20 protein-coding genes and 1 tRNA gene are annotated in these 24,491 nt (G+C 30.7%); 8 read left to right on the top strand and 13 right to left on the bottom strand.

What is annotated here, in order from left to right; all coding sequences use genetic code 11:
- Positions 1–207: 207 nt before the first annotated feature.
- Positions 208–278, top strand: a tRNA-Cys gene (locus BFJ87_RS11335).
- 129 nt (positions 279–407) lie between these two features.
- Here BFJ87_RS11335 and BFJ87_RS11330 read toward each other — a convergent pair.
- The 4 genes from BFJ87_RS11330 to rnr are packed head-to-tail and all read right to left on the bottom strand — an operon-like array spanning position 408 to position 4,533.
- A complete protein-coding gene (locus BFJ87_RS11330; RefSeq protein WP_077404386.1) occupies positions 408–893 on the bottom strand; it encodes a Clp protease N-terminal domain-containing protein in 486 nt (161 codons plus the stop codon).
- Between the two features lie 26 nt (positions 894–919).
- Entirely contained in the window at positions 920–1,585 is a 666-nt protein-coding gene (locus BFJ87_RS11325; protein ID WP_077404443.1) for a LysE family translocator, read from the bottom strand.
- A gap of 13 nt (positions 1,586–1,598) precedes the next feature.
- Positions 1,599–2,279, bottom strand: coding sequence for a head GIN domain-containing protein (locus tag BFJ87_RS11320; protein ID WP_077404383.1), 681 nt, complete (start codon positions 2,277–2,279; stop codon positions 1,599–1,601).
- Positions 2,280–2,337: 58 nt separating this feature from the next.
- Positions 2,338–4,533 (bottom strand): ribonuclease R, encoded by a 2,196-nt coding sequence (gene rnr / locus BFJ87_RS11315; protein WP_077404380.1) that lies wholly within the window; start codon positions 4,531–4,533, stop codon positions 2,338–2,340.
- Between the two features lie 619 nt (positions 4,534–5,152).
- On the opposite strand from rnr, the gene rpiB reads away from it, so the two are divergent.
- Complete coding sequence (gene rpiB / locus BFJ87_RS11310) at positions 5,153–5,584, top strand: ribose 5-phosphate isomerase B (protein ID WP_077404440.1); 432 nt, start codon at positions 5,153–5,155, stop codon at positions 5,582–5,584.
- A gap of 8 nt (positions 5,585–5,592) precedes the next feature.
- Positions 5,593–6,033, top strand: coding sequence for a GNAT family N-acetyltransferase (locus BFJ87_RS11305; RefSeq protein ID WP_077404377.1), 441 nt, complete (start codon positions 5,593–5,595; stop codon positions 6,031–6,033).
- Here the strand turns inward: BFJ87_RS11305 and BFJ87_RS11300 are convergent.
- On the bottom strand, positions 6,030–6,404 hold the full coding sequence (locus BFJ87_RS11300) for a hypothetical protein (RefSeq protein ID WP_171974505.1): 375 nt from the start codon (positions 6,402–6,404) through the stop codon (positions 6,030–6,032). The genes BFJ87_RS11305 and BFJ87_RS11300 overlap by 4 nt on opposite strands.
- A gap of 151 nt (positions 6,405–6,555) precedes the next feature.
- On the opposite strand from BFJ87_RS11300, the gene BFJ87_RS11295 reads away from it, so the two are divergent.
- Positions 6,556–7,761, top strand: coding sequence for a C40 family peptidase (locus BFJ87_RS11295; protein ID WP_077404372.1), 1,206 nt, complete (start codon positions 6,556–6,558; stop codon positions 7,759–7,761).
- 77 nt (positions 7,762–7,838) lie between these two features.
- Here BFJ87_RS11295 and BFJ87_RS11290 read toward each other — a convergent pair whose 3' ends face one another.
- From BFJ87_RS11290 to BFJ87_RS11255, 8 genes are all read right to left on the bottom strand, one after another.
- A complete protein-coding gene (locus tag BFJ87_RS11290; RefSeq protein WP_245799628.1) occupies positions 7,839–8,372 on the bottom strand; it encodes a DUF4442 domain-containing protein in 534 nt (177 codons plus the stop codon).
- Between the two features lie 16 nt (positions 8,373–8,388).
- Positions 8,389–10,017 (bottom strand): S41 family peptidase, encoded by a 1,629-nt coding sequence (locus BFJ87_RS11285; RefSeq protein WP_077404369.1) that lies wholly within the window; start codon positions 10,015–10,017, stop codon positions 8,389–8,391.
- Positions 10,001–10,411, bottom strand: a complete 411-nt coding sequence (rnpA, locus tag BFJ87_RS11280) for a ribonuclease P protein component (protein ID WP_077404367.1) — start codon at positions 10,409–10,411, stop codon at positions 10,001–10,003. Before rnpA ends, BFJ87_RS11285 begins: the two co-directional genes overlap by 17 nt.
- Before the next feature lie 206 nt (positions 10,412–10,617).
- Positions 10,618–12,477: a M1 family metallopeptidase gene (locus BFJ87_RS11275; RefSeq protein WP_077404364.1), complete on the bottom strand. Its 1,860-nt coding sequence runs from the start codon at positions 12,475–12,477 to the stop codon at positions 10,618–10,620.
- A 2-nt stretch (positions 12,478–12,479) separates the two neighbouring features.
- The gene (locus BFJ87_RS11270; protein WP_077404361.1) at positions 12,480–14,120 is read right to left on the bottom strand and encodes a S8 family peptidase; all 1,641 of its coding nucleotides are present in this window, start codon (positions 14,118–14,120) and stop codon (positions 12,480–12,482) included.
- Positions 14,121–14,205: 85 nt separating this feature from the next.
- On the bottom strand, positions 14,206–15,066 hold the full coding sequence (locus tag BFJ87_RS11265) for an MBL fold metallo-hydrolase (protein ID WP_077404358.1): 861 nt from the start codon (positions 15,064–15,066) through the stop codon (positions 14,206–14,208).
- Between the two features lie 54 nt (positions 15,067–15,120).
- Complete coding sequence (locus BFJ87_RS11260; protein WP_077404355.1) at positions 15,121–17,331, bottom strand: SulP family inorganic anion transporter; 2,211 nt, start codon at positions 17,329–17,331, stop codon at positions 15,121–15,123.
- Positions 17,315–18,190: a universal stress protein gene (locus BFJ87_RS11255; protein ID WP_077404352.1), complete on the bottom strand. Its 876-nt coding sequence runs from the start codon at positions 18,188–18,190 to the stop codon at positions 17,315–17,317. The genes BFJ87_RS11260 and BFJ87_RS11255 overlap by 17 nt, the downstream gene beginning before the upstream one ends.
- A gap of 102 nt (positions 18,191–18,292) precedes the next feature.
- Between BFJ87_RS11255 and BFJ87_RS11250 the strand changes: the two genes are divergently transcribed.
- The 4 genes from BFJ87_RS11250 (at position 18,293) to BFJ87_RS11235 (ending at position 24,476) form a co-directional block, all read left to right on the top strand.
- Complete coding sequence (locus BFJ87_RS11250) at positions 18,293–20,146, top strand: cation:proton antiporter (RefSeq protein WP_077404349.1); 1,854 nt, start codon at positions 18,293–18,295, stop codon at positions 20,144–20,146.
- Positions 20,147–20,325: 179 nt separating this feature from the next.
- Positions 20,326–22,680, top strand: coding sequence for an outer membrane beta-barrel family protein (locus BFJ87_RS11245; RefSeq protein ID WP_077404346.1), 2,355 nt, complete (start codon positions 20,326–20,328; stop codon positions 22,678–22,680).
- Between the two features lie 15 nt (positions 22,681–22,695).
- On the top strand, positions 22,696–23,706 hold the full coding sequence (locus BFJ87_RS11240) for a sensor histidine kinase (RefSeq protein WP_077404343.1): 1,011 nt from the start codon (positions 22,696–22,698) through the stop codon (positions 23,704–23,706).
- A 5-nt stretch (positions 23,707–23,711) separates the two neighbouring features.
- Positions 23,712–24,476, top strand: a complete 765-nt coding sequence (locus BFJ87_RS11235) for a LytR/AlgR family response regulator transcription factor (protein WP_077404340.1) — start codon at positions 23,712–23,714, stop codon at positions 24,474–24,476.
- The last annotated feature ends 15 nt before the right edge of the window (positions 24,477–24,491 follow it).

Here is a 24,491-nt window from a genome sequence, read left to right as displayed (position 1 = left end):
TAGTAAATTTTTTATACATATAAATATATGTACATTTGAACTCTCCCCCGCATAAATGGCATTGTGGTCGAAATGGATAGACATAATCCCGCAAGGATTAGCATAGTGGTTCGAATCCACTCGATGCCTCGAAAAAAAATGCAAAATTGATTTAAAAAAACTTATTTGCTTATGAATTTATTTTTGTAAGTTTGCAGTCCAAAAAATGGCATCGTGGCCGAGTGGCTAGGCAGAGCTCTGCAAAAGCTTGTACAGCAGTTCGAATCTGCTCGATGCCTCAAAAACCTTCACTAACGTGGAGGTTTTTTTGTTTGTAGTTATAGCTACAAAATTATCTATCTTAAAATCAAATAATTACAAATACTTGATTAAAAGTACAGCAGTACTTTAGAGTTTAAAAACCTATTTTATATAATAGAAAGTAATCCTAAAGAAACTAAACGTTTACTGCTCCCAAAAAATTCTAGAAATTTATTAGATTTTATACTTCTAATTTTCTCACATTCTTTTTTAAATTTAAAATAATCCATTTCTATTTCATTTAAATAGTTACCAGCATAGCTATTTTTATTAGCTAGCATAGCAAGTACTATATGTTCTGGATTTACTTTTATATCTGAATAAATGCGAGCATAAAATGAACCGTTTCTTAAAATAGCATCAAACTCTTTGGTTAGATAATACTTTGCTACTATTTTTTTATCATCTGATTTTAATAATTCTATTAAATTCTGAAATTTCCAATCGTAAGATTTAAATATTTTTTGAGCAATATTATCAGATTGTAAAGTAGCTATTAAAAAATGAAAAGAAGAAATATACTCTGAATTTAAATCTATTGCTACAAGTCTACTATTTGCTATTATTTTTTCTAGTTCAGACCCCAATTCCATTTTTAAACACAATAGTTTTTAAACAATTATTTTTCTAATAACTCTAATCCTTCTTGTATATTTAATTGGTCCTTAGGTAAAAATCCTTTGGTTATTAATACCAAACCACATATAACAAGTATTATACCTAGTATTTTTTTAGTTAAAAAAATACGTTTTGGAGTTAAGTATCTTTTTAATTGTTTAGCCAATAAAATTTTAATTATGTCTGTAATAAAATATGTGCCTAACATAGCAGAAAAGAAAACTAAAATTCTGTTAGGATTGTTATCTAGACTAGGACCTACAACTAAAATAACACCTAACCAAAACACCAAAACACCAATATTTATAAAGTTTAATAAAAAGCCCTTAACAAATAGACTTAGGTATGCACTTTTACTAGATTTAAGTTGAGTTGGCTTTTCTTTTACAGGTTTTTTTATAATTACAATTATGCCATAAACAAGTAATATAACTCCACCAAAAATATATAATCCTGGTAAATTACTTAGGTTTTCTAATAGTTGGTAACTACTAAAATAAGCAACAGTTAAAAATAATACATCTGCTAAAATAACGCCAAGATCAAACATCAATGCAGCTCTAAAACCTTTAACAGCACTGGTTTCTAGAAGAACAAAAAAAACAGGACCAATCATAAAACTTAAGAAAAAGCCTAATGGTATTGCTGCCTGTATATCATCTAACATGTAATAGTTTTTCTTATTTTCTAATAATTTTACCGCCAAAAACAGTTTTTTCATCCATTTTAGCTGGGTCGCCATAAACCAAAACTTCACCGCCAGCCTTTACAGTAGCTTGTACATATTTAGCTGCATTAATTTCTGCATTACCACCCGCATTTACACTTATTGTGGTAAGCTCTGTTTTAAAATTTTTACCGTAATAAATACCACCGGTATTAATTTTTATATCTTGGTTTTTAGCATTTCCTCTAGATGTAATAACCCCGCCAGTAACAGATTTTACTAATAATTGTGTTACGTTAGCATCTATAATTAGTTCTCCACCTTCTTGAGATTTTAACTCTAACAAATCTTGTTTTATAGTTTCATTAGAGCTAATTCTGGCATCTTCATTAACATCTATCACAGTTAAATTATCTGTATAATACAAATCTATAAAAGTTCTATAACCACTAAAAATTTTATCCAATTCCATACGTAGTTTTAGAACACCATCATTATTAACAATTGCAACTTTTTGTGTGTTAACACCAGTTATAACTGCTTCATTTTTAGTAGACTTTATAAGATTTACAGATAATCCATCAAAAGCTTTAACCTCTGAAAAATTTTGTAGCTTTTGTGTAATTTTCTCGTTTTGTGCATTTACTAAACTAATAGCAAAAAATATAAACGTAAATAAGGTTAACTTATTCATTTTGTTGTTTTTAGGTATAATTCCTAATCTAATTTACAAATTTCGTTCCAAAAATACTTTATTCTGCCTTTCTAAGTAATGAGAAATCTAAATGTCTTTTTACTAAATCTGTACTTTTAACCATAACCACAACTTGCTCTCCTAACTGGTAGCTGTTGTTTGTACGTTGCCCTACTATAGAATAGCTTTTTTCATCAAAAGTATAGTAATCGTCCTTAATATCTCTTATACGAACCATACCCTCACACTTATTATCTATAATTTCTACATAAATACCCCATTCTGTTACTCCGGAAATTACACCAACAAATTCAGCATCCTTATGATCATCCATAAATTTAATTTGCATGTATTTTATAGAATCTCTTTCTGCACTTGCTGCTAAACCTTCCATATCTGAAGAATGTTTACATTTTTCTTCATAAACTTCTTGTTTTGCACTTGCGCCACCATCTAAATAATGTTGTAATAAACGGTGTACCATAACATCTGGATACCTACGTATTGGAGAGGTAAAATGAGAATAGTAATTAAAAGCCAAACCGTAATGTCCTATATTATCTGTGGTATAAATAGCTTTACTCATACTACGTATAGCAAGCGTATCTACTAAATTTTGTTCTTTTTTACCTTTCACATCTTCTAATAATTGGTTTAAAGAGCTACTTATAGTTTTTTTACTTTTAAAATCTAGCTTATGACCAAACCTAGAAATAATACCATTTAAATTGGCTAATTTTTCTTCATTAGGTTCGTCATGAACTCTATATATAAATGTTTTTTCTGGTTTTTGTTTGCCAATAAATTCTGCTACCTTTCTGTTAGCAAGTAACATAAACTCTTCTATAAGTTTGTTAGCATCTTTAGACTCTTTAAAGTAAACACCAGTTGGGTTTGCGTCTTCATCTAAACTAAACCTAACTTCTACTTTATCAAAAGAAATGGCTCCGGCTTTCATACGTTTACCACGCATAATTTTTGCTAATTTATCTAATGTAAGCGTAGCATCCACAATTTCATTACTAACACTATAAGCTCCGTTTTCTCTAATAGAAATAGCCTCTGGAATGGTATTTTCACCAGTTTCTATTATATGTTGTGCTTCTTCATAAGCAAAACGTTCATTAGAGTTTATTACAGTTCTACCAAACCATTGGTTAATAAGTTCTGCTTTTTCATTAATCTCAAAAACTGCAGAAAAGGTATATTTTTCTTCATTTGGTCTTAGAGAACAAGCATTGTTAGATAAAACTTCTGGTAACATTGGTACCACGCGGTCTACTAAATATACAGATGTAGCCCTGTCATAAGCTTCATCATCTAAGATGGTATCTGGTTGCAAGTAATGTGATACATCTGCAATATGAACTCCTATTTCATAATTACCATTTTCTAATTTTACAAAAGACAATGCATCATCAAAATCCTTTGCATCTTTAGGATCTATAGTAAAGGTAAGCGTATCTCGCATATCTCTACGTTTTGCAATTTCTTCTGGTTTTATAGATGTATCAATTTTATTAGCATAATTTTCTACTTCTAACGGAAACTCATATGGCAATCCGTATTCTGCTAAAATTGAATGTATTTCTGTGTTATGTTCTCCTGGTTTACCAAGTACTTCTACAATTTCTCCGTAGGGTGAGTCTGCATCATCTGGCCAATCATTCATTTTTACAATGACTTTATCACCATCTTTAGCATCATTAATTTTTTCCTTAGGAATAAAAAAATCTGTATACATTCTAAAATCTGTAGCTGTTACAAAAGCGTAATTCTTTTGCAATTGTACAATACCAACAAAGTTAGTTTTGTCTCTTTCAATAATTTTAGTGATTTCACCTTCTAATTTTCTTCCCTTTCTTCTAGGAAAAATATATACTTCTACAATATCTCTATGAAAAGCTTTTTTTAATTTATTGCTAGAGATAAATACATCATCTTCTAAACCTTCTATAACTATATAGGCATTTCCTTTACTAGTAATATCTACTTTACCTGTATGGTAAGTTTTAGTATCTCTAGCTACAGCTTTATATTTGCCTCTACTTTCTTCTATAATTCTTTTTTTCTCTTTTAATTGTACTAATCTCTTTACTAGTATATTTCTCTTATTTGCATCTGTTATTCCTAATTTAGCAGCAATTTGCTTATAGTTATAACTAGCATTAGGATCTTTTTCTAATACCGTAAATATACCTTTAGTAATAAGATTACGGTCTTGGTTTTTAGGTCCTTTTTTTTTCTTAGTCATTCATTTTATTTATTTCTGGTAAATTACAAATTATAATCTACTCTTATCTAATTAAACAGTTTCTTAATTTTTTAGTAAAGAAAACGTTGTTATAAACATATATATAATATACTATTTTTCTTTTATTAAATTTTAAAAAAAAATGGTGATTATAATAGTGTGTTAATATCTACAATAAAATTATGTAATATTTCTTGTGTTGAACAGTAATGTAAATTTATTGTAAAGTTATTAAGTGTTTATTTTTAACTTTTTATTTAGAAATCAATCTATTACCATAATTATTAACGGTTATTAACAACTTCTATTAACATCAAATTTTTAATAATTAACCGCTAAAAAATTGTTTACATTATTAACAATAGTCTTAATATCTTTTATCTAAAAAGTAAAAAATAGATTTGGTTGAAGAAATTCTATGCTATAATGCAACAATTTTTACGAAAAACAAAATTTATGTTTTGTATACTTATTAAAGTGTTGTGAACAACTTGTTAGTTGTATGTGATACAATCAAAAATGTATGTAAAAATGGGGGTTTGTATTTATTAACAATTTTAGAATAGGATATACAATGGTATTTGTACTTTTGTATTGTAAAACTACAAAAAACAATATAATGCATATAGCTATAGGTAATGACCACGCCGGTACAGAGTATAAATTTGCGGTATTAGAACTTTTAAAATCTAAAGGTATAGAAGTAACTAACTACGGTACAGATAGTAATGATAGTGTAGACTATCCAGATTTTGTGCACCCAGTAGCTGCAGATGTAGATACAAAAAAAGTAGATTTTGGTATCCTTATATGTGGTAGTGGCAATGGTGTTTCTATGACAGCCAATAAATACCAAAATGTTAGAGCTGGTTTATGCTGGACTAAAGAAATTGTGTCTTTAACACGTGAGCATAACAATGCAAACATATTAAGTATACCAGCACGTTTTGTTTCTTTACCGCAGGCATTAGAAATGGTTACTACATTTTTAAATACAGAATTTGCTGGCGGAAGACACCAAAACAGGGTAGAAAAAATAGCATGTAATTAATACTTTATATGGTAATAAGTGTTAAAAGTTTTAACGAGCTTACTACAAAGGATTTATACGCAGTTCTACAACTTAGATCAGAGATTTTTGTTGTAGAACAAAATTGCGTTTACCAAGATATAGATGGTAAGGATTTTAAAGCTCTACATGTTTTAGGTTTTAAAAACAACGAGTTAGTTGCATATACACGTATATTTAAACCTGGAGATTATTTTAATGACGCTAGTATTGGTAGAGTAGTAGTTAAAAAATCTGAAAGGAAACATAAATATGGGTATGCAATAATGGAAGCATCTATTACTGCCGTAAAAAGTTACCTACAACAAACAACGATAAAAATATCTGCTCAAAAATACCTTTTAAAATTTTATAATAATTTAGGTTTTAAAGAAGAAGGAGCAGAATATTTAGAAGACGGCATACCGCATATGGTAATGTACAAACACTAAATTTTTATAGGTGTTTTATTGGTAAGGTTTATATCTTCTAACATTGTATCGGTAAATTTAAAATGTCCTTTGGTAGTAATAATTCTAAATCTGTTAGAGTTCATTCTACTTAAAGTATCTAAAAACAGCCACTTAGACTTTAAAAGTTTAGGTTTATCTGACTTTAAGCTAATTTCAAAAAAATATTTTCTCCCGTTTTTCATAGCAACAATATCTGGCGTTACTTTATCACCAGTATTTTTTCTAATGTAAGATTTTGGTATTTCACAATCTGTTACATCTGCTTTGATATTTGTAAATCCTCTAGATTCTAAATAACCTATAGATTTTTTTATAAACGCTGTATTTTCAATTTTATCTGTCTCTATCATAGTTATCAACATAATAAAATAAACTCAAAATTCCTAATTTATATATTGATTAACAGTACTTTAACGTAGTTATTAACATTACAATGTTCATTTTGTCTACAGTAAAATAAAATTTTCATAATTTCACTCTTTCAATTAAACACGCACAAAAATGATGAAGAATATCAATTCTAAAATTCCATTAATAGCACTTGCAACAATAATGGTTTTGGGTAGTTGTAAAAATGAAGTAGTTACAGAAGTAGAAAATCCTGTTTTAGAATATATAGATGATGTAAAAACAACATATGCTCCAGACAAACGTGTTGCTCTTTTTAATATTGAATATAAAGCTGTTAACAATAGTTTTATTTTAACAGGACAATCTAACCTACCAAAAGCGGTAAACGAGCTTAAAACCAAGCTAAATGAGGCTAAAATTGAGTATATAGATAGTATACAATTACTACCAACAGCAGAATTTAAAAATAGCAATTGGGCCATTGTAAAAATTTCTGTTGCTAATTTAAGAAGCAAAGCAGGACACTCACAAGAACTTGCCACACAAGCAACTTTGGGTACACCAGTAAAAGTGTATAAAAATGATGGCGATTGGTATCTTATACAAACACCAGATAATTACATAGCGTGGGTAGATAAAGGTGGCATAGAAATTTTAAAGAATAACGATTATAAAAACTGGAAAGCAACAGAAAAAATAATATATACTAATACTACAGGTTTTTCTTACGCGTCAACAACAGGTCAAGAAATTGTTTCAGATTTAGTAGCTGGTAGTATTTTAGAATTAGTAGCTGAAGAAGGCTTATTTTACCAAGTAAAATACCCAGATGGTAGACTTGCATTTGTTAAAAAAGACGAAGCACAAACGTACAATAATTGGTTAAAAGCATTAAACCCATCGCAAGAATCTTTAGTAGCAACATCTAAACAATTAATGGGTTTACCGTATTTATGGGGAGGTACATCTAGTAAAGGAGTAGACTGTAGCGGTTTTACCAAAACTATATACTTTTTAAATGGTATGGTTTTACCAAGGGATGCATCACAACAAGTAAATGCAGGTACAGTAGTAGATAAAGATAAAGATTTTAGTAAGCTAGCAGTTGGCGATTTATTGTTTTTTGGAAGACCAGCAACAGATTCTACTAAACAAAAAGTTGTACATGTTGGTATGTGGATTGGTAACAACCAATTTATACATTCCTCTGGACGTGTACATATTAGTAGTATAGATAAAGACGCTACTAATTTTGATGAGTTTAATTTAAACAGATATTTACAAAGTAACCGCATGTTACACCAAAATACAGAAGCTATTTTAGAACTTAAAAATGCTGCACTTTTTGTAGAGTAAAGTGTGTAAAATACACCAAAAAAAGAGACCTAAAATATAGTTATTTTAGGTCTCTTTTTTATTTATATAAACTAATATTATGCCTTTTGTTTTTTTCTATTTTTCATTTTTTGCTTGTAAAACTCTTTGTTGGCTACATAAATGGTTTTATGTACCACGCAAAAGGTAGTTGTACCATCTTCACTTTTAATTTCGGTAGTTTTTTTAACCTCAATTTCGTTTTCTGCAGCAATGCATTTTTTAATATCTTGTAGTTCCTCTTCAGTATAAGTAAAATCTGCAAAAACATTTTGTTTAGCAGGCTTTTTAAAACGTATATCTGCAGCTTTATCCCAAACCACATAATCATCACCAATTAAATACAACAACTGTATCATAGGTATTGGGTCTACAGCAGAAAACAAACTACCACCAAAAATAGAATTTACATAATTTCTGTTTTTCCAACTAATAGGAATCTTCACCTTTATGTGCAGTAAATCTTTAGTAATTTCAATTATTTTACCTGTACTTCTCCTGTACATAGGCGAATAATTAAATCCGTATTTAAAAAGTATATGTTTAGAAAATAGTTTTTGACCAATATTGGCCATTTTTTGGTAAACAGACATAGTATTTTTACGTATTCTACTTTAAATAATCGTTGTATTTACTTGGGTTGTTAAGTAATTCTGTTGCTGTTAAAATAGCATCGTCATGAGATAAGTAATACTCATACAAACCTTCTCTATAAAAATAACGTTTTACAATCTCGTCTTCAATATTTTTTACAATTTCTGTTTTGTATTTATCTAGTGCTTTAATTTTATTTTTATTGATATCTACCAAAAGACTTTTATATTTTTCTTGTATATCATCACCAAAAATAGCGGTATCATTACTGTTTATAGCGGCAGTAAGTGCTTTTTCTGTTTCAGTTTCAAAAGAAAAATTAGAAGCTTCTACAAAGCTTTTAAAAGCAGTAAAATCTGTATCTGTTAACTTAAAATCTGTAATTGAAGCTACTTTATTATTATAATAGTAGTTGGTTGCGTAGTCAAAAATAACATTGTTAACAATAAGTGCTTTTGTAAGTGAGTTTGTTTTAGCAGCAGTAATTTGTATTTCTGGTAAAACACCTCCACCATCTTGTACTTTACGTCCGTTTTTGGTTTTAAACTCATTAAACTTAGTATTTTTTACGGCTTTACCGTTTTCATCTCTATGCCAGTAATCTAAAGACTGTATACATCTGCCACTAGGTGTATAATACCTAGAGATGGTAACTTTTAATTGCGTACCATAAGTAAGTTTAAGAGGCCTTTGTACCAAACCTTTACCAAAACTACGCGCACCAACAATTACAGCTCTGTCTAAATCTTGTAAACTACCCGAAACAATTTCACTAGCAGAAGCACTAGAGCCATTTACAAGTACGACCAAAGGAATTTCTGTGTCTACAGCAGCGTTTCTTGTAGTGTATGTTTTATTAAACTTTTTAACCTTAGATTTTGTGGTTACAATTAGTTCTCCTCTAGGAACAAATAAATTGGTAACGTTTATAGCTTCGGACAATAAACCACCCGGATTTCCTCTTAAATCCAATATTATTTTTTTGGCACCTTCATTTTTAAGGTTTATCAAAGCTTCTTTTGTTTGTGAAGATGCTTTTTGGTTAAACTTTGTTAACACAATGTAACCTGTAGTTTCATCTACCATTTTGTAAAAAGGTACAGCGTCTACTTCTATATCTTCTCTGTTAATTGTTGTGGTGTTTGTTTTACCTTGTCTTTTGTATACAACGGTTACACCAGTGTTACTGGCACCTTTTAGAAGCTCTGTTGCATCATCTTTAAAAGTTGCAACATCGGTATCGCCAATTTTAATAATCTCGTCACCAGCCTTTAAACCAGCCTTATCTGCAGGTAGGTCTTTATAGGCTTCTATAATTAGCATTTTATCTTTGTAAGTACGTACAGTAGCACCAATACCAGAGTATTTACCAGCATTATTAATACGGTAAGCTTCTACATCTTGTTCATTTAAAAAGCGGGTATATGGATCTAAACCGTTTAGCATATTTTTAATGGCATTATCCATTAATTCTGCCGGATTGGTTTCATCCACATAATTCATATTTAACTCTTTAAAGAGCGTAGTAAAAATTTCTATTTGCTTTGCTATTTCAAAAAAATCGCCTTTAAAACTACTGGCTCCTATTAAAATAAAAACGGCAAAAACCGGTATAATTATTCTTTTTTTAAGTACGTTCTTCATTGTTTACTTTCTTATAAAATTTGGCAAGCACTTCTGCAACAGATTTCTCTATTTCAGTATGGTTTGGCTTCTTTTTACCAAGGTATAAAAATAGTAACGCAAAATCTTTATCTATGTTGTTAAAAATTACGTGTTTGTTAAGTCTGTAACCTTCTCGTAATAATCTTTTAATTCTATTACGGTCTACAGCACTTTTAAAATTACGTTTAGGCACAGTTACACCAACTTTTAAAGGGGTGTTTTCTAATGTGCAAGGCAAGTAAATTAGTTTAACTGGGTAGCTAGATACACTTTTTCCATTTTCAAACAATTCTCCAATTAACTTTTTACTTTTTAATTTTTCTTTGGTAGGAAACTTAAAATTAGGAGTGTTTGGTTGTTCTTGCGTAGGCATTAAAAATGTATTAATTATCTAGTTATATAAAAAATGAGTGTTTACAGTAACACCACTTCTTTACTAAAAAGCAAAGGTATTATAAAGTTACTATTTTTAACTATCTATTAGTTTTTTATCTTTTTTGATGCTGTTTTAGAATTATAAAAAAAATCCGTTTAAAGCTGAACTCTAAACGGATTTTGATAGTTGTTAACATGAAGATTTTACTCTGCCTGATAAACGTTGTTTTCTTTATTAATATCTGCCATAAGGTTAGATGGGTCTATAACAATTGCTTTAATACTTGCTTTTGGCTTGTTAATAGTAAAGCTGTAGTTAGAGTTTGCCCAAGGCCAGTCTGGCAATACAGTTCTTTTTAAGTTGGCATAAGGATTTTCTTTTTCTCCACGCATCATACGTAAAGGAGCGTAAAAAGTTTCTTGTGTACCATCTGTATAAACAACTAAAATATCTAAAGGCATTGGCATTAAACCAATTCTTTCTAAAGAAACTGTAGATGCATTGTTGGCTTCTGTAACTTCTGTAATACCATAATCTATAGTATTAGTAGTTTGTGTCCAGTCTGTTAAATACCAATCTAGCTCCATACCAGATACTTTTTCTGCGGTTCTTTTAATATCGTTAGGTATTGGGTGCTTAAATTTAAAGTCTTCGTAGTACTTACGAATTGTTTTCATTAAGTTTTCTTGTCCAATAATATAACCTAATTGTGATAAAAATATAGAACCTTTACTGTAAGCAGCTATACTATAAGGCATATTTTCATGATAACGATCTGCATGTGTAGTTTGTGGTTGTTCTTTACCAGAATTTACTAGGTAATAATAACCACGGTAAGATCCTTCAAAAGGATTGTCTTTTTTCTGGTCCATAACCTCGTTCATACATAATGAAGAAATAAAAGTTGTAAAACCTTCATCCATCCACTCATGTTTAGCTTCATTACTAGCTAATATGTGCTGAAACCAGGAGTGAGCCATTTCATGTGCTGTTGTACCAGCAAGGCTACCAAACTTTTTACCACCAGCAATTAAAGTACTCATAGCGTACTCCATACCACCATCTCCACCTTGTATAATAGAGTATTGTTTGTATGGGTATTTACCAATGTTTTTGCTAAAAAACTGCATCATTTCTGCAGCTTTAGGCTGTACTTTTTCCCAATTTGCTTTAATTTCTGGGTCGTTACCTTGGTATAAAAAGTGTAATAATGGTCCGTTTTCTACTTGTAGTGTGTCATGAATATAATCTGGATCTGCTGCCCACATAAAATCGTGTACCATAGGCGCTTTAAAGTGCCAAGTTAATTTTTTACCACGTTGTTTTTTTACTTTAGTTCCAGGAGTTTCATATCCGTGGCCTATTTCATTAGCGTTTTGTAAATAACCACTACCTCCAACAACATAATTTTTATCTATTGTAAGTTTTACATCAAAATCTCCCCAAACACCATGAAATTCTCTAGCAATGTAAGGGTCTGCGTGCCAACCTTCAAAATCATATTCTGCTAATTTTGGGTACCACTGTGTCATAGATAATGAGACACCATCACTACTATTGCGTCCAGATCTACGTATTTGTACAGGAACCTGACCTTTAAAAACCATATCAAAAGTAGTTTTAGAACCAGCAGCTATTGGTTTAGCCAATTCTACTATTAAAACAGTACCTTCTACACTGTATTTTACAGGAACACCATCTTGTTTTAAAGAAGAAACTTTAATAAAACCAATTTCATCTTCTTTTAAAGTAGCAATTCTGCTATTTTTATTTTTATCTGTCATTCTTCCATCAGGATCTGCAATGCTGTGTAAACGAGCATCCATTTCACTACCTGGCTGAAAAGCATTAAAATATAAATGGTAGTATACACGCGTTAACTCATCTGGTGAGTTGTTAGTGTATACTAATTTTTGTGTACCATCATACTGGTAATTTTCAACATTCATATCTATCTCCATAGCATAGTCTACGTGTTGTTGCCAATACGAACCATTTTGTGCAGATAAAGGAGAAAACAAGGTTGTTAACGCTGCTACCCCCGCAATTAATATTTTTTTCATAATTATAGTTTTACTTGTCCTTTAGAAACGCTTTCAGCTAATAAAAGTGCGTTATATAAATTTACCATTTTACCTGATGTAGATATATTAGCTAATGTATTGTTGTTTGATGGATCACCGCCAAGAACAACTTTAGTTTTAATTGCTATACCAGACTGCATGATTATTTTTTTAACCTGTGCAGCTGTTAATTTAGGGTATTGTGATCTTATAACTGCAGCAACACCAGCAACACCCGGAGAAGCCATAGATGTTCCTCCCATATACTCATATTTACTACCTGGCATTGTAGAGTAAATTTCTGCACCCGGAGCAAAAACATCTACATTAATTTTACCGTAGTTAGAGAAATCTGCAAGCATTGTAGATCCGTATTTGTTAGCTAAAGCACCAACTGTTATTACGTTATCTACAAATTCTGCACCATTTTTTATTTGGTCATTTGGGTAATTAGGGTGGTTTTCATAATCGTCTAAATTAGCACCATCATTACCTGCAGCATGTACAAAAAGTACATCTTTTTCTGCAGCATATTTTAAAGCCTCATAAACCCATTCTGCTTTTGGTGAATAAGCTTTACCAAAACTTGCGTTTATAACTTTAGCTCCATTATCTACTGCATAACGTATACCTAAAGCAATATCCTTGTCGTATTCATCACCGTTAGGTACAGTTCTAATGCTCATTAACTCTACATTATTAGCAACACCGTTAGCACCTTTACCATTATTACGCTCTGCTGCAATAATACCGGCAACGTGTGTACCATGGCTTTCTGTATCTACAGTGTTAATTGGGTTACCATTACCATATTTAGTGTCTGTAATGTCATAAGGATTGTCACCAACAGGTTCTCTACCGTTAAAATCTTTGTTTAAGTTGTAATTTACTTGGTCTGTAAAGTAAGTAATACCACCGGTAATATTTTTTATAGCTTCAGGGATTGAGCTACTAAAAGAATACATTTGGTTTAATACAGCCAAGTTGCGTTGCATAGTTTCATCTTTTGCAGTTATACTGGCTAAATCTTGTTTTGTATAACTGTCTTTACCTAGTTCTTTTTTTACAGCTTCATCTGCATTTTTTACAGCTTGTAAAATTTGCTCATATCTTTGTTTGCCAGCTAAAGCTTCAGCATAGTCTGCTTCTACTTCTGCTTTAGCTTTAGCTTGTAATGCAGCATCGCCAAGACCTAATCTTACAATTCTAGCACTTTCTAATTGTTCATTATAAGAATCTCCTAAAAAGTTATATCCATGAACATCATCAATAAAACCGTTATTATCATCATCTATATTATTACCAGGAATTTCTTTTTTATTAGTCCATAGAACATTTTTAAGATCTTCATGATTTAAATCCATTCCAGAGTCCATAACAGCTACAATAACTTTGGTTCCTTTTTTATTGCCAATAAGCTCTTTGTAGGCTTTGTCTACACTCATACCTGGTATAGTGTCTGTAGCAAGATCTGCGTGACCCCAGTTTTGCTTTTGTTGCTCTGTAAGTTCCGATACTTTTAAAGGTAAAGCATCTATATTTTCTACAGGAGTAGAAATTAAGGTGGGTGCAGAGCCACAGCTAGCCATTATTAAAGCAACTGCTGATAGGCTTAAAACAGATTTTGATAGTCTGATATTCATATTATGTTAATTTAATTTGTGTATTTATTATTTTGATGAATTTAGTAATTTATTGATAAATGTTGGAGTATGGTGGATTACAAGCTTAGTTAAAAAGCTCATTAAATGTAAATGTTTCATTAAGTCTAACTCCTTTTTCTGTGTGCTTTACAGTGCAAATTTCATTATGTGCATCATGTTCTAATACCAAATAATAATTATGATCTGCTGCAGAGTTTAAAAACACTTCTTTTTCAGACAAGGTTAACAGAGGTCTAGTATCAAAACCCATAACGTAGGGTAGAGGTAAGTGCCCAACTGTTGGTAGTAAATCTGCCATAAAAACTAGGGTTTTTCCTTTGTATTGTATGTGCGGAATCATTTGTTTTTCTGTATGTCCGTCTGCATAAAAAATACCAAAACCTAATTCAGATTTGGCTTCAAATTGATGCTGATTTGGCTTTAAAAATTTTAATTGTCCGCTTTGTTGCATTGGCATTATGTTTTCTGTTAAAAACGATGCTTTTTCACGTGCATTAGGTTTTGTTGCCCAATTCCAATGGTTTTCATTAGTCCAAAATGTTGCATTTTTAAAGGCAACTTCAAAACCTGTACGATCTTTGTTCCAAACGGCGCAGCCACCAGAATGGTCAAAATGTAAGTGTGTTAAAAAAACGTCTGTAATATCATCCTTACTAAAACCTAATTTTTTTAATGAATTATCTAAGGTATGGTCTCCCCACATATAGTAATAGCCAAAAAACTTATCAGATTGTTTGTTACCCATACCAGTATCTATAAGTATAAGTCTGTTACCGTCTTCTATTAATAAGCAACGGCCAGCAATATCTATCATATTGTTAGCATCTGCCGGGTTAGTTCTTGTCCATATAGCTTTAGGAACAACGCCAAACATTGCACCGCCATCTAACTTAAAATTGCCTGTTTCTATTGGGTAAATCTTCATATTTACAAAATTAGGTAAACTAAAATGTTTATAATGCGCTAAATTATGTTAACATTATTGTAAAATTTTATGCAATTGTTTGCCAAAATACAACATTGCTTTAACTTCTTGTACACTTAATAAACGTTCTTTTTTAATAATTAAAAGTGAAGAGCCATTACACTCTATATGGTAATAAGGGTTACTTTCTAAAAATAAAATAAGCTCATTTGTAAATAGTTGTTGAATTTGTTTAGGTTTTTCTCCACTTAAGTAAAACCTTTGGTTAAAATCTGGATGATTATCTACGTTTAACTCTTTAAAACCAGCTAAACTATACAAGTATTTTATTAGTCCTTCTTTGTCTAACGTAAAAACAGGTACTTCTCTATCTAATTTTATGTGTAAAACAGTTGTTTTTATTACTTCTTTTACTATAAATTCACCTTCAGTAAACTCTACATCCATAAGAGCAACTTTATTGTTTTTTGCTTTAAGCTGATTATAAAAATAGCTTATTTCTCTAGTTTTAAAGAAAACAAAATTGGTTAAAAAACCAGCGTTTTTATTTTTTTCTGGAATATAATCCCACGTAAAATTTGCAGCAGTATTTTTTAATAGTAACTGCCTTTTTGTAAGGTTACCACCTACAGATGCTAATTTTGTTGCAAACGGAAGAATTTTACGTATTGCAAATGGATGTGCAGAATCTGTACCGTGTTTGTCTAGTCCAATAAGCTCTATACTACCACCTTTTTTACTAAACGTATCTGCATAACCCTCTAAACCATCCATAACGGTGTGGTCTACAAAATTACACATAGAAAAATCTAAAACTACAGTATTGTTTTCTTGTATAGCATCTAATTTATTTTTTAGCTTGTAAAAATTTAAAAAGCTACAAAAGTATTTTATGCTAATATAAAAGTTACCACCGTCTGGCTCTTTATACATTAAAATATTTGGCTTTAATATGTTGCTAAAAAATAACGAAAAACTTTTATTAAGTATAATGTGTATTACAAACGTAACCAATATACCAGCACTTATACCCGTAATTAAGTTGGTAAATAAAGTTGTTAAAAGAGTAACTAAAAATATTATTATTTGCTCTTTACCAACTTTAGCAATTTTTTGTAATGTTTTTGGTGTAGCAAGTTTATAGCCCGTATAAACTAGTATTGCAGCAAGTGCAGCTAAAGGAATTTTACGTAGTTGTTCTTGAAAAAGAAGTACAAATGCTGCTAAAAAAAATGCTTGAAAAAAATTGGCAGACCTATTTGTTGCGCCGTTATTAACATTTACAGAGCTACGTGCTATAACAGTTACAACATTTATACCACCTAAAAAACCACTAGCAATAGAGGCTACACCTAAGGCTTTTAAGTCTCTATTAACATTAGAGCGCCTGTTTAAAGGGTCTAACTTATCTACCGCTTTTATACTTAATAAAGATTCTATACTTGCAATTAATGTGATAGAAAAAACAGCTATTATAAAATTAGGCTGGTATACTTTTGAAAAATCTGGAAAAGCTAAATTAGAAGTAACATCTTTTGGTATTTTTACCAAAAAATCTTTGGTTAACGGATAATTAATATCTAAACTAGTCAACAAATAACTAAGTCCTACAACAAGTACAATAATCCACATAGGAGCAGGTATTAATTGAAAATACTTATTTCTAATTTTTGCATAAAAAACCATAATTAGCAAACTAATAATACCAATTGCAGCAGCAATTAAAACGCTAATATCTGTGGTAATCCATAAATTTTGTATTCCTGCCGGAAACTGTTTTAGTAATGATACTATAGAGCCATTAGCACCATTATTACCTAGCATTATATGAAATTGTTTAGAGAGGATTCCTATACCAATTGCGGCAAGCATACCCTCTATGGCAGAGGCAGGAAAAAAATCTGCCAGACGACCCATTTTTAAAAAACCAAGTATTATCATTACCAAGCCAGATACAATAATGGCGGCAAGTGTACACAGGTAACCTTGGTACAAATCTCCATTACCTAAGGTATAAATGGCACTTAATAAAACAATTACCATACCATTACCCGGACCAGTAATAGTAACATTAGAACCACCTAAAATAGAAACTATAAAACCACCAACAATTGCAGCTATAACTCCAGAAATTGGAGGTGCTTCACTGGCAAGTGCTAATCCTAACCCTAATGGTAATGCTATTAATGATACTACAAAACCAGAAAAAATATTCTTTGGTAGTGCGCTTATAAACGTTTTGGTTTTATTATTTTTTAGAGTCAAATTGGTTACGTATTATAAATAAATCTGTTGGTAAATCAGACAAAATGTATTCTAAATCATGGGGAAAAATACGGTCTAAAAATCTTGTTTTAGACGGAGCATTCATTACCAATAAATCTGCCCTAACAATTTCTGCATAATGGCCAATAGAATAACCTCTTTTGCCAAAAATACCTTGGTTTTTTACTTTTATTCCTTCTTTACAAGCATCAGGAATTTCTTTTACAATTTCTCTAACCCTTTGTTCTTCTCGGTGTTTTAATCGCTCTTTAACAATATTTACTTTTTTTAATGTTTTATCATCCTGTACACTTACTTGTATATTTTTTTGTAAAATTTCTTCTACAATTGTTAGCTGCGGAGCACCAAGGGCGTTGGCAATATAAAAAGCAGAGTTTATAGTAAGTGGGGTATTTGGTGCATCTAGCCCATTAACAACAATGTTTTTGCAAGGCACACGTTCTTTAGACGGTTTTATAAGTAACAATACAGAACAACAAACCTTACGTGTTAGTTTACGCGCAATAGAACCTACATAAAACTGATATATTTTTTCTTTTTGTAAAGCTCCAATAATTAACAAGTCTATGTTACTAGTTTTACAAGCCGTGGTAATAATGGTAATGGGGTCACCTTTTTGCCATTTAACTTCAATGTCTAAATTTTGGTACTCTGTTTTATTTAAAAAAGATGCAATTTTAGCCTCTTTATCTTCTGTTTTAGTTCCAACATGAAGTAAAATTAATTTAGCCTTAAAAAAATGAGCTATTCTGATAGTCTCCAAAATATTTATCTCTAATTTTGGGGAGAATGCAAATCCAAAAAGAATCGTTTTAAAAGGACGATTTTTATAAACCATAGGCTAAATTTAGCCCAAGATAGTACAATTATATAACAAAAGTTATTTTGAGTTAAAATTGCTTTTTAAAATTAAAATACTATTTTTCAAAAAAAATGAATTATGCTAGAGTTAGCCGGAATTATAATATTAGGAATAATTGCCCAATGGTTTGCCTGGAGGTTAAAACTACCAGCCATTTTACCATTAATTTTAATAGGCCTAATGGTAGGGCCAATAGCCACTTTTTTTACTGAAGATAATAGCAAAATTATAGAGCCAATTTGGAACGGTAAAACTGGGCTTTTTCCAGGAGAAAGTTTGTATTATTTTGTTTCATTGGCTATTAGTATTATTTTGTTTGAAGGTGGTTTAACCTTAAAACGATCTGAAATTAAAAATGTAGGGCCAGTAATTTCCAAATTAATAACAATAGGTTCTTTAGTTACATTTTTAGGCGCAGGTGTTGCTGCACATTATATTCTTGGTTTAAGTTGGTCTATATCCTTTTTATTCTCAGGATTAATTATTGTAACGGGTCCTACTGTAATAACTCCAATTTTAAGAAACATACCTTTAAAAAAAGATATTTCTGCAGTACTTAAATGGGAAGGTATTTTAATAGATCCTATTGGAGCTTTAGTTGCCGTTTTAGTTTATGAGTTTATTAGTGTAGGCGGCGGTGGAGACTTTACATTTACCGCACTAATAGAGTTTGGAAAAATACTGTTATTTGGTACCACATTTGGTTTTACTTTTGCACACGGTTTAACAGCAGCTGTAAAACGTAATTTTATACCACATTATTTACTTAATGTGGTGTCTTTATCTACAGTATTACTTGTTTTTGTAATGTCTGATGTTTTTGCACATGAATCTGGATTATTAGCCGTAGTAGTTATGGGTATGGTAATGGGTAATACAGATCTGCCTAATATTAAAGAGTTACTGTACTTTAAAGAATCTTTAAGTGTATTGTTAATATCTATATTATTTATATTGCTTTCTGCTAATATTAACATAGCAGACTTAGAGTTAATTTTTAATTGGAATACACTAATACTTTTTGCTGTAATTGTATTTATAGTACGGCCATTGGGTGTATTTTTAAGCACCAGAGGATCTAACCTTCAATTAAAAGAAAAGCTTTTTATAAGTTGGGTAGGTCCAAGAGGTATTGTTGCGGCAGGTATTGCGTCATTATTTGGATCTAAACTTTTTACAAAAGGTGTAGAGGGTGCAGATTATATTACGCCTTTAGTATTTGTTATTGTATTAGGTACTGTTTTACTTAATGCAACTACGGCTAGGATGTTTGCTAAACTTGTTGGTGTTTTCTTAAAAAGGTCTGAAGGTATTTTAATTATAGGTGCCTCAAAATTATCTAGATTAATAGCTCAATATTTAAAAGAACATAACAGACACGTGGTGTTAATAGACAATAACCAAACTAACATTAACAAGGCAAAAAAATTAGGTATTGATGCTATTAGTGCTAATATTTACTCAGACTCATTAACAGATAATATAGAGTTGAATGATATGGGCTACGTTATGGCACTTACTGCAAACTCAGACATTAATAATTTTGCAGTAAAAAAGTTTGAAAAACAATTTGGAGAAAATGGATCATTTAGGTTGGTTAATTCTGATGAAATGAACGATCCACAAAATAACCCGAAAGAAGGTTTATTTTCTCATACAGACGATTTTATTAAGCTAATGGAAGCTACACGTAAGTACCCAACAATACATGAAATAAAACTAAAAGACCAAACCCATTATGAAGGTTTAATTGAAATTACCAAGGCAGATGAAAGTATAATACCAATATTTTTAAAATCTCCAGATGGTGAGTTGCACATTATACCATCGTTTAGTAAGTCTTTTACCGATATTACAGAAGGGTATGAGCTTGTTTATTTAGGTAAAATGTTAGATGTAGATAAACACGCAGATATTACAGAAGAAGAATAAAAAAGAACTATTTTATAAAGTAAGGCTTCCTGAAACAGGGAGCCTTTTTTGTTTTTAGCTGTTACAATTGGTCATAAAAAAAATAGGTTTTAACCTTATTTTATCCCAATTTATCAGAAAATAGTTTCTGTAATATATTAGTTACTATACATTTATGGTATCAATCATAATCAACAGTCATGGAAACCTTTACAAAAACTATTTTTATTTTAGTCCTGGGTATATTAGCTACCCAAGCACAAAACAAAGTTTCTGGCCTTATTACAGAAAATAATACACCCTTAGAGTATGCCAATGTTATTTTATATCAACAAGCCAATAAAGAGGTTGTAACTGGTACAATATCAAACAAGCAAGGCGTTTATACATTTAATAATATAAAAAACGGAAGTTATTATTTAGAAGTTTCTATGCTTGGTTTTAAAACTAAAACATCTAATGTATTTGAATTAACTACCGATATTACCTTAGATTTTAACCTGCAGGAAGAAGCAGAAACATTAAATGAAGTTGTGGTTAAGAGCAAAAGACCGGTAATTAAACAAACGGCAGAAAAGCTAATTGTAGATTTAGAAAATTCAGAAATGATAAATTCTAACTTACAAGATGTTATGAAACGTGTACCTGGTATAATTGTTAGTAATAATGGTATAAGCTATGCGGGCCAAAACAATATAAGAATATTAATTAATGGTAAAACCACAGACTATATGGATATTAATACTCTGCTGCGTGATATGCCTGCAGACAACATAGCCAGAGTAGAGATGATAGAACAGCCAGGAGCCGAGTTTGATGCTGCTGGGTCTGGACCAATTTTAAATATTATTTTAAAGAAAAATGTAAAACTTGGTACACACGGTACCGTAGTTGGTTGGGTTGGTGAAGATGAAGGCGTAGAGTATGGTACAAGTGCATCTATTGCCAGTTATAAAAACAAACTAAACTGGCAAGCCAGTGCAGGATATTCTAGTCCTACCTGGAGAGAAGATTTGTTTATTAAAAGAACCGTAGAAGACGCTACATATGACCAAGCTACAATAGAACCTTATAACCCGCAAAGTATAAGGGCTAGTGCTAGTTTAGATTATTACATTACAGATAAGCACAGTATTGGTGTTGGTGTTAGAAACATTACTACAGACTCTGACCGGAACTCTAAAAGTAGCAACATAATTACTACCGCTAATACTACAGATTATTTACTGTCTCAAAATAGTTTTAACAGAGACCAAACAGTATTTAATGTTAATCCATATTACGAGTATAAAACAGAAACACAAAAACTAACAGCAGATTTTAATTTTGTAGACTATACTAATGATAATATTAATACCATATCTTCATTAGAGGGCAGCACTGTACCTTATACAAACCAACGTTATTTGCAAGACGGTGAATACCAAATAAAAACATATAAAATAGACTACTCTAAGCAGTTTACAGAAAACTTTAAACTTAGTTTTGGTAGTAAATACGCAGATGTAGACACAGATAGCGATTTAATGTCTTTTACTGAAGATACAAACGGAGAATTTGTTTTTAATGAAGATGCTAGCAATAGGTTTTTAGTAGAAGAAAATATTTTTGCGGTGTATTCTAAACTAAATATTACAAGCGGAGATTGGTCTTTTTCTGGAGGTTTACGTTTTGAAGATAGTAACACAAAAGGTACCTCTAGTACTACTAATGAAAGTAGAGAACGTAAAATATCTAAACTATTCCCTAGTGCATCTGTAAGTAAAAAACTAAATGATAACTTAAGTGCCAATGTAGCTTATAGTTATCGTATTAGTAGGCCAAGTTACAGTACACTAAACTCTTTTGTAACGTATTATGATCCTTTATCATCAGACGTTGGTAATGAAAACTTAAAACCAGCTTTTACCAATAATTATCAGTTTAACTTAACTTTTGATGGGCAGCCTTTTTTTACTATTGCATATAATGAAACTAAGGACGCAATGTTTCAATACGTATCACAAAACACAGAAACCGCAGAAATTAGCAGAACAACAATAAATTTAACAGATAATCAAAACTGGAATTTTAGATTATTTGGACCATTAAGTTTTATAAACGGTGTTGAGGGTTTTACTGGTTTTATTGTAAATTATAACAAGTTAGAATCTGATCCAGACAACTTAAATTTAGATAAATGGAGCTTAATTTGGTTTACACAAGCAAGTTATGAGCTTCCTTGGGAGATTAATGCAGAAATTAGTGGAAATTATGGTACTGGTGCATTAGATGGTGGTATGGATGTAGATTGGTTTGTTGGTTTAGATTTTTCTTTAGGTAAAACTTTTTTAGATGATAGGTTAAAGGTAAATTTTGGGTTAAATAAAATATTAAACAGAGGTTTTGTGGGGACAATTAATTACAACAACCTAAATGCAGATATAGAGAGTAATGAGTCTAGAAGAAACGTACAATTAAGAGTAACCTACAGTTTTGGATCTAGATATGGCAAGCAAAAAAATAGAGAAAACTCATCCAAAGAAGAACAAAACAGAATTGATGATAATAACTAACATACCAACTGTTTAATGAACAAGAAAATAAACAAATCAGATATACTACTTATGGTAGTTTATTTTATAATTTCTTTTTCTTTGCAAGGACGAGAATATTATAAAAACGACTCTATGCTTAGGGAATATCTTATAGATTTTCCAGTAGATTTAATTACCATCTGTGGTATTATTTTCTTGTTTGTTTTTTGGCTAATACCAAAGTTTGTAAAAGAAAAAAAGTATGTGCTTTTTGCTTTCTTGGGTATACTTATCTTGGTTGTTTTAACGGGAATTCAAAATGTAGTTGGCTTTTGGACAGGAGATAATGATTGGAGTAAGTTTCCAACGGGTTTAGATTTTGTTATAGAAATGATAGATAAGGGTAGTTTACAAACCGCTTTTCCTTTTGCATTATTGCTTACTAAAAAGTTCTACGAAGGGCAAAACCAATTATTAAAGTTTGAAAAACAACAAAAAGAAAACGAGCTTAAACTATTACGTTCACAAATAGATCCTCATTTTTTATTTAACAACTTAAATACATTAGATTCTTTAATAGATAGTGATACCCAAAGAGCAAAAGAATACATAAATCGTTTGTCATTAATATACAGGTATTTAATAAAAACAAAAGATGCAGAGGTTATGGAGTTGGCTGAAGAAATTCAACTTGCAGAAAACTATATGTTTTTAATAAAAACGCGCTTTGGCAACGATTATGATTTTAAAATTGAAAAAACCACAGCTATAGAAGATAAATTTATACCCACAGGAGCCATACAAGCTTTATTAGAGAATGTTGTAAAGCACAACAAGCCTACGGCAGGTGTTAGTGTAAAAACAGTAATTTGTGTGGAGGAAAACGCTTTAAAAGTAAGTAATACAAAATCTAACATTATACCAAAAAACGAATCTTTTGGTATAGGTATAGATAATTTAAAAGCTCGGTATAAATTATTATCAGACAAAGAGGTAATTATTATAAGTACTGATAAAGAATTTTCGGTTTCTATTCCAGTAATTAAACTAATTGAAGATAATTAAAGTAGATGAAAATTTTAATTTTAGAAGATGAAATACCAGCTTTTCAAAAACTAGTTTCTTTTGTTAAAGACTATTTTAATGATGAGGTTGTGTATGACTGGGCAAGGTCTAACGCAGAAGGTAAGCTATTTTTAAAGAGCAACACATATGATTTTATTTTGTCTGATATTCAGCTTTTAGATGGTGTTTCTTTTGATTTGTATAACGAGGTTAATATAGATGCCCCAATTATATTTTGCTCTGCGCATGATGAGTATCTTTTTCAGGCATTTAACACCAATGGCATTGCTTATATTTTAAAGCCATACACACAATTAGATTTTAAAAAGGCGCTAGAAAAATACCAAGCATTGTTTAATAAAGGAGATTACAACTCCCTATCTACCAAAACACTTACAAACCTTAAAATTGCGTTACAAGAAGAACATAACAACTATAAAACAAGATTTGTAATAAAAAAAGCAAACGGTATACAGTTGTTAAGTGTTTCAGAAATTAGTTGCATAGAGGCATCAGGAGATTTTTGTGTTGCTACAGATGCAAAAGGGAAAAGGCATACAATATCTTTAAATTTAGGTACCATACACCAACAATTACACCCTAATAAATTTTTTAAAATAAACCGAAGCCAAATTATAAGTATAGATTTTATAGACAATATAGAAAGTCATTTTAAAAACCGATTATTATTAAAAATGGTTGGTGTAAAAGAAAAAGTAATGACTAGCACATCTACCACAGCAGAATTTAGAAAATGGTTAGAGCAATAAAATAAAAAACCTTCA

The sequence above is a fragment of the Cellulophaga omnivescoria genome (assembly GCF_001999725.1).
GTDB classification, from domain to species: Bacteria; Bacteroidota; Bacteroidia; order Flavobacteriales; family Flavobacteriaceae; genus Cellulophaga; species Cellulophaga omnivescoria.
Note: the sequence above shows the minus strand (reverse complement) of the source record. Positions and strands in the feature narration are given on the sequence as shown.

Excerpts from the sequence above, each read along its gene's own strand:
- BFJ87_RS11270 (WP_077404361.1), bottom strand. The coding sequence starts at position 14,120 with ATGAATATCAGACTATCAAAATCTGTTTTAAGCCTATCAGCAGTTGCT.
- BFJ87_RS11240 (WP_077404343.1), top strand. The coding sequence starts at position 22,696 with ATGAACAAGAAAATAAACAAATCAGATATACTACTTATGGTAGTTTAT.
- BFJ87_RS11325 (WP_077404443.1), bottom strand. The coding sequence starts at position 1,585 with ATGTTAGATGATATACAGGCAGCAATACCATTAGGCTTTTTCTTAAGT.
- BFJ87_RS11330 (WP_077404386.1), bottom strand. The coding sequence starts at position 893 with ATGGAATTGGGGTCTGAACTAGAAAAAATAATAGCAAATAGTAGACTT.
- BFJ87_RS11300 (WP_171974505.1), bottom strand. The coding sequence starts at position 6,404 with ATGATAGAGACAGATAAAATTGAAAATACAGCGTTTATAAAAAAATCT.
- BFJ87_RS11290 (WP_245799628.1), bottom strand. The coding sequence starts at position 8,372 with ATGTCTGTTTACCAAAAAATGGCCAATATTGGTCAAAAACTATTTTCT.
- rpiB (WP_077404440.1), top strand. The coding sequence starts at position 5,153 with ATGCATATAGCTATAGGTAATGACCACGCCGGTACAGAGTATAAATTT.
- BFJ87_RS11305 (WP_077404377.1), top strand. The coding sequence starts at position 5,593 with ATGGTAATAAGTGTTAAAAGTTTTAACGAGCTTACTACAAAGGATTTA.
- BFJ87_RS11295 (WP_077404372.1), top strand. The coding sequence starts at position 6,556 with ATGATGAAGAATATCAATTCTAAAATTCCATTAATAGCACTTGCAACA.
- rnr (WP_077404380.1), bottom strand. The coding sequence starts at position 4,533 with ATGACTAAGAAAAAAAAAGGACCTAAAAACCAAGACCGTAATCTTATT.
- rnpA (WP_077404367.1), bottom strand. The coding sequence starts at position 10,411 with ATGCCTACGCAAGAACAACCAAACACTCCTAATTTTAAGTTTCCTACC.
- BFJ87_RS11320 (WP_077404383.1), bottom strand. The coding sequence starts at position 2,279 with ATGAATAAGTTAACCTTATTTACGTTTATATTTTTTGCTATTAGTTTA.
- BFJ87_RS11245 (WP_077404346.1), top strand. The coding sequence starts at position 20,326 with ATGGAAACCTTTACAAAAACTATTTTTATTTTAGTCCTGGGTATATTA.
- BFJ87_RS11250 (WP_077404349.1), top strand. The coding sequence starts at position 18,293 with ATGCTAGAGTTAGCCGGAATTATAATATTAGGAATAATTGCCCAATGG.
- BFJ87_RS11255 (WP_077404352.1), bottom strand. The coding sequence starts at position 18,190 with ATGGTTTATAAAAATCGTCCTTTTAAAACGATTCTTTTTGGATTTGCA.
- BFJ87_RS11285 (WP_077404369.1), bottom strand. The coding sequence starts at position 10,017 with ATGAAGAACGTACTTAAAAAAAGAATAATTATACCGGTTTTTGCCGTT.
- BFJ87_RS11265 (WP_077404358.1), bottom strand. The coding sequence starts at position 15,066 with ATGAAGATTTACCCAATAGAAACAGGCAATTTTAAGTTAGATGGCGGT.
- BFJ87_RS11235 (WP_077404340.1), top strand. The coding sequence starts at position 23,712 with ATGAAAATTTTAATTTTAGAAGATGAAATACCAGCTTTTCAAAAACTA.
- BFJ87_RS11275 (WP_077404364.1), bottom strand. The coding sequence starts at position 12,477 with ATGAAAAAAATATTAATTGCGGGGGTAGCAGCGTTAACAACCTTGTTT.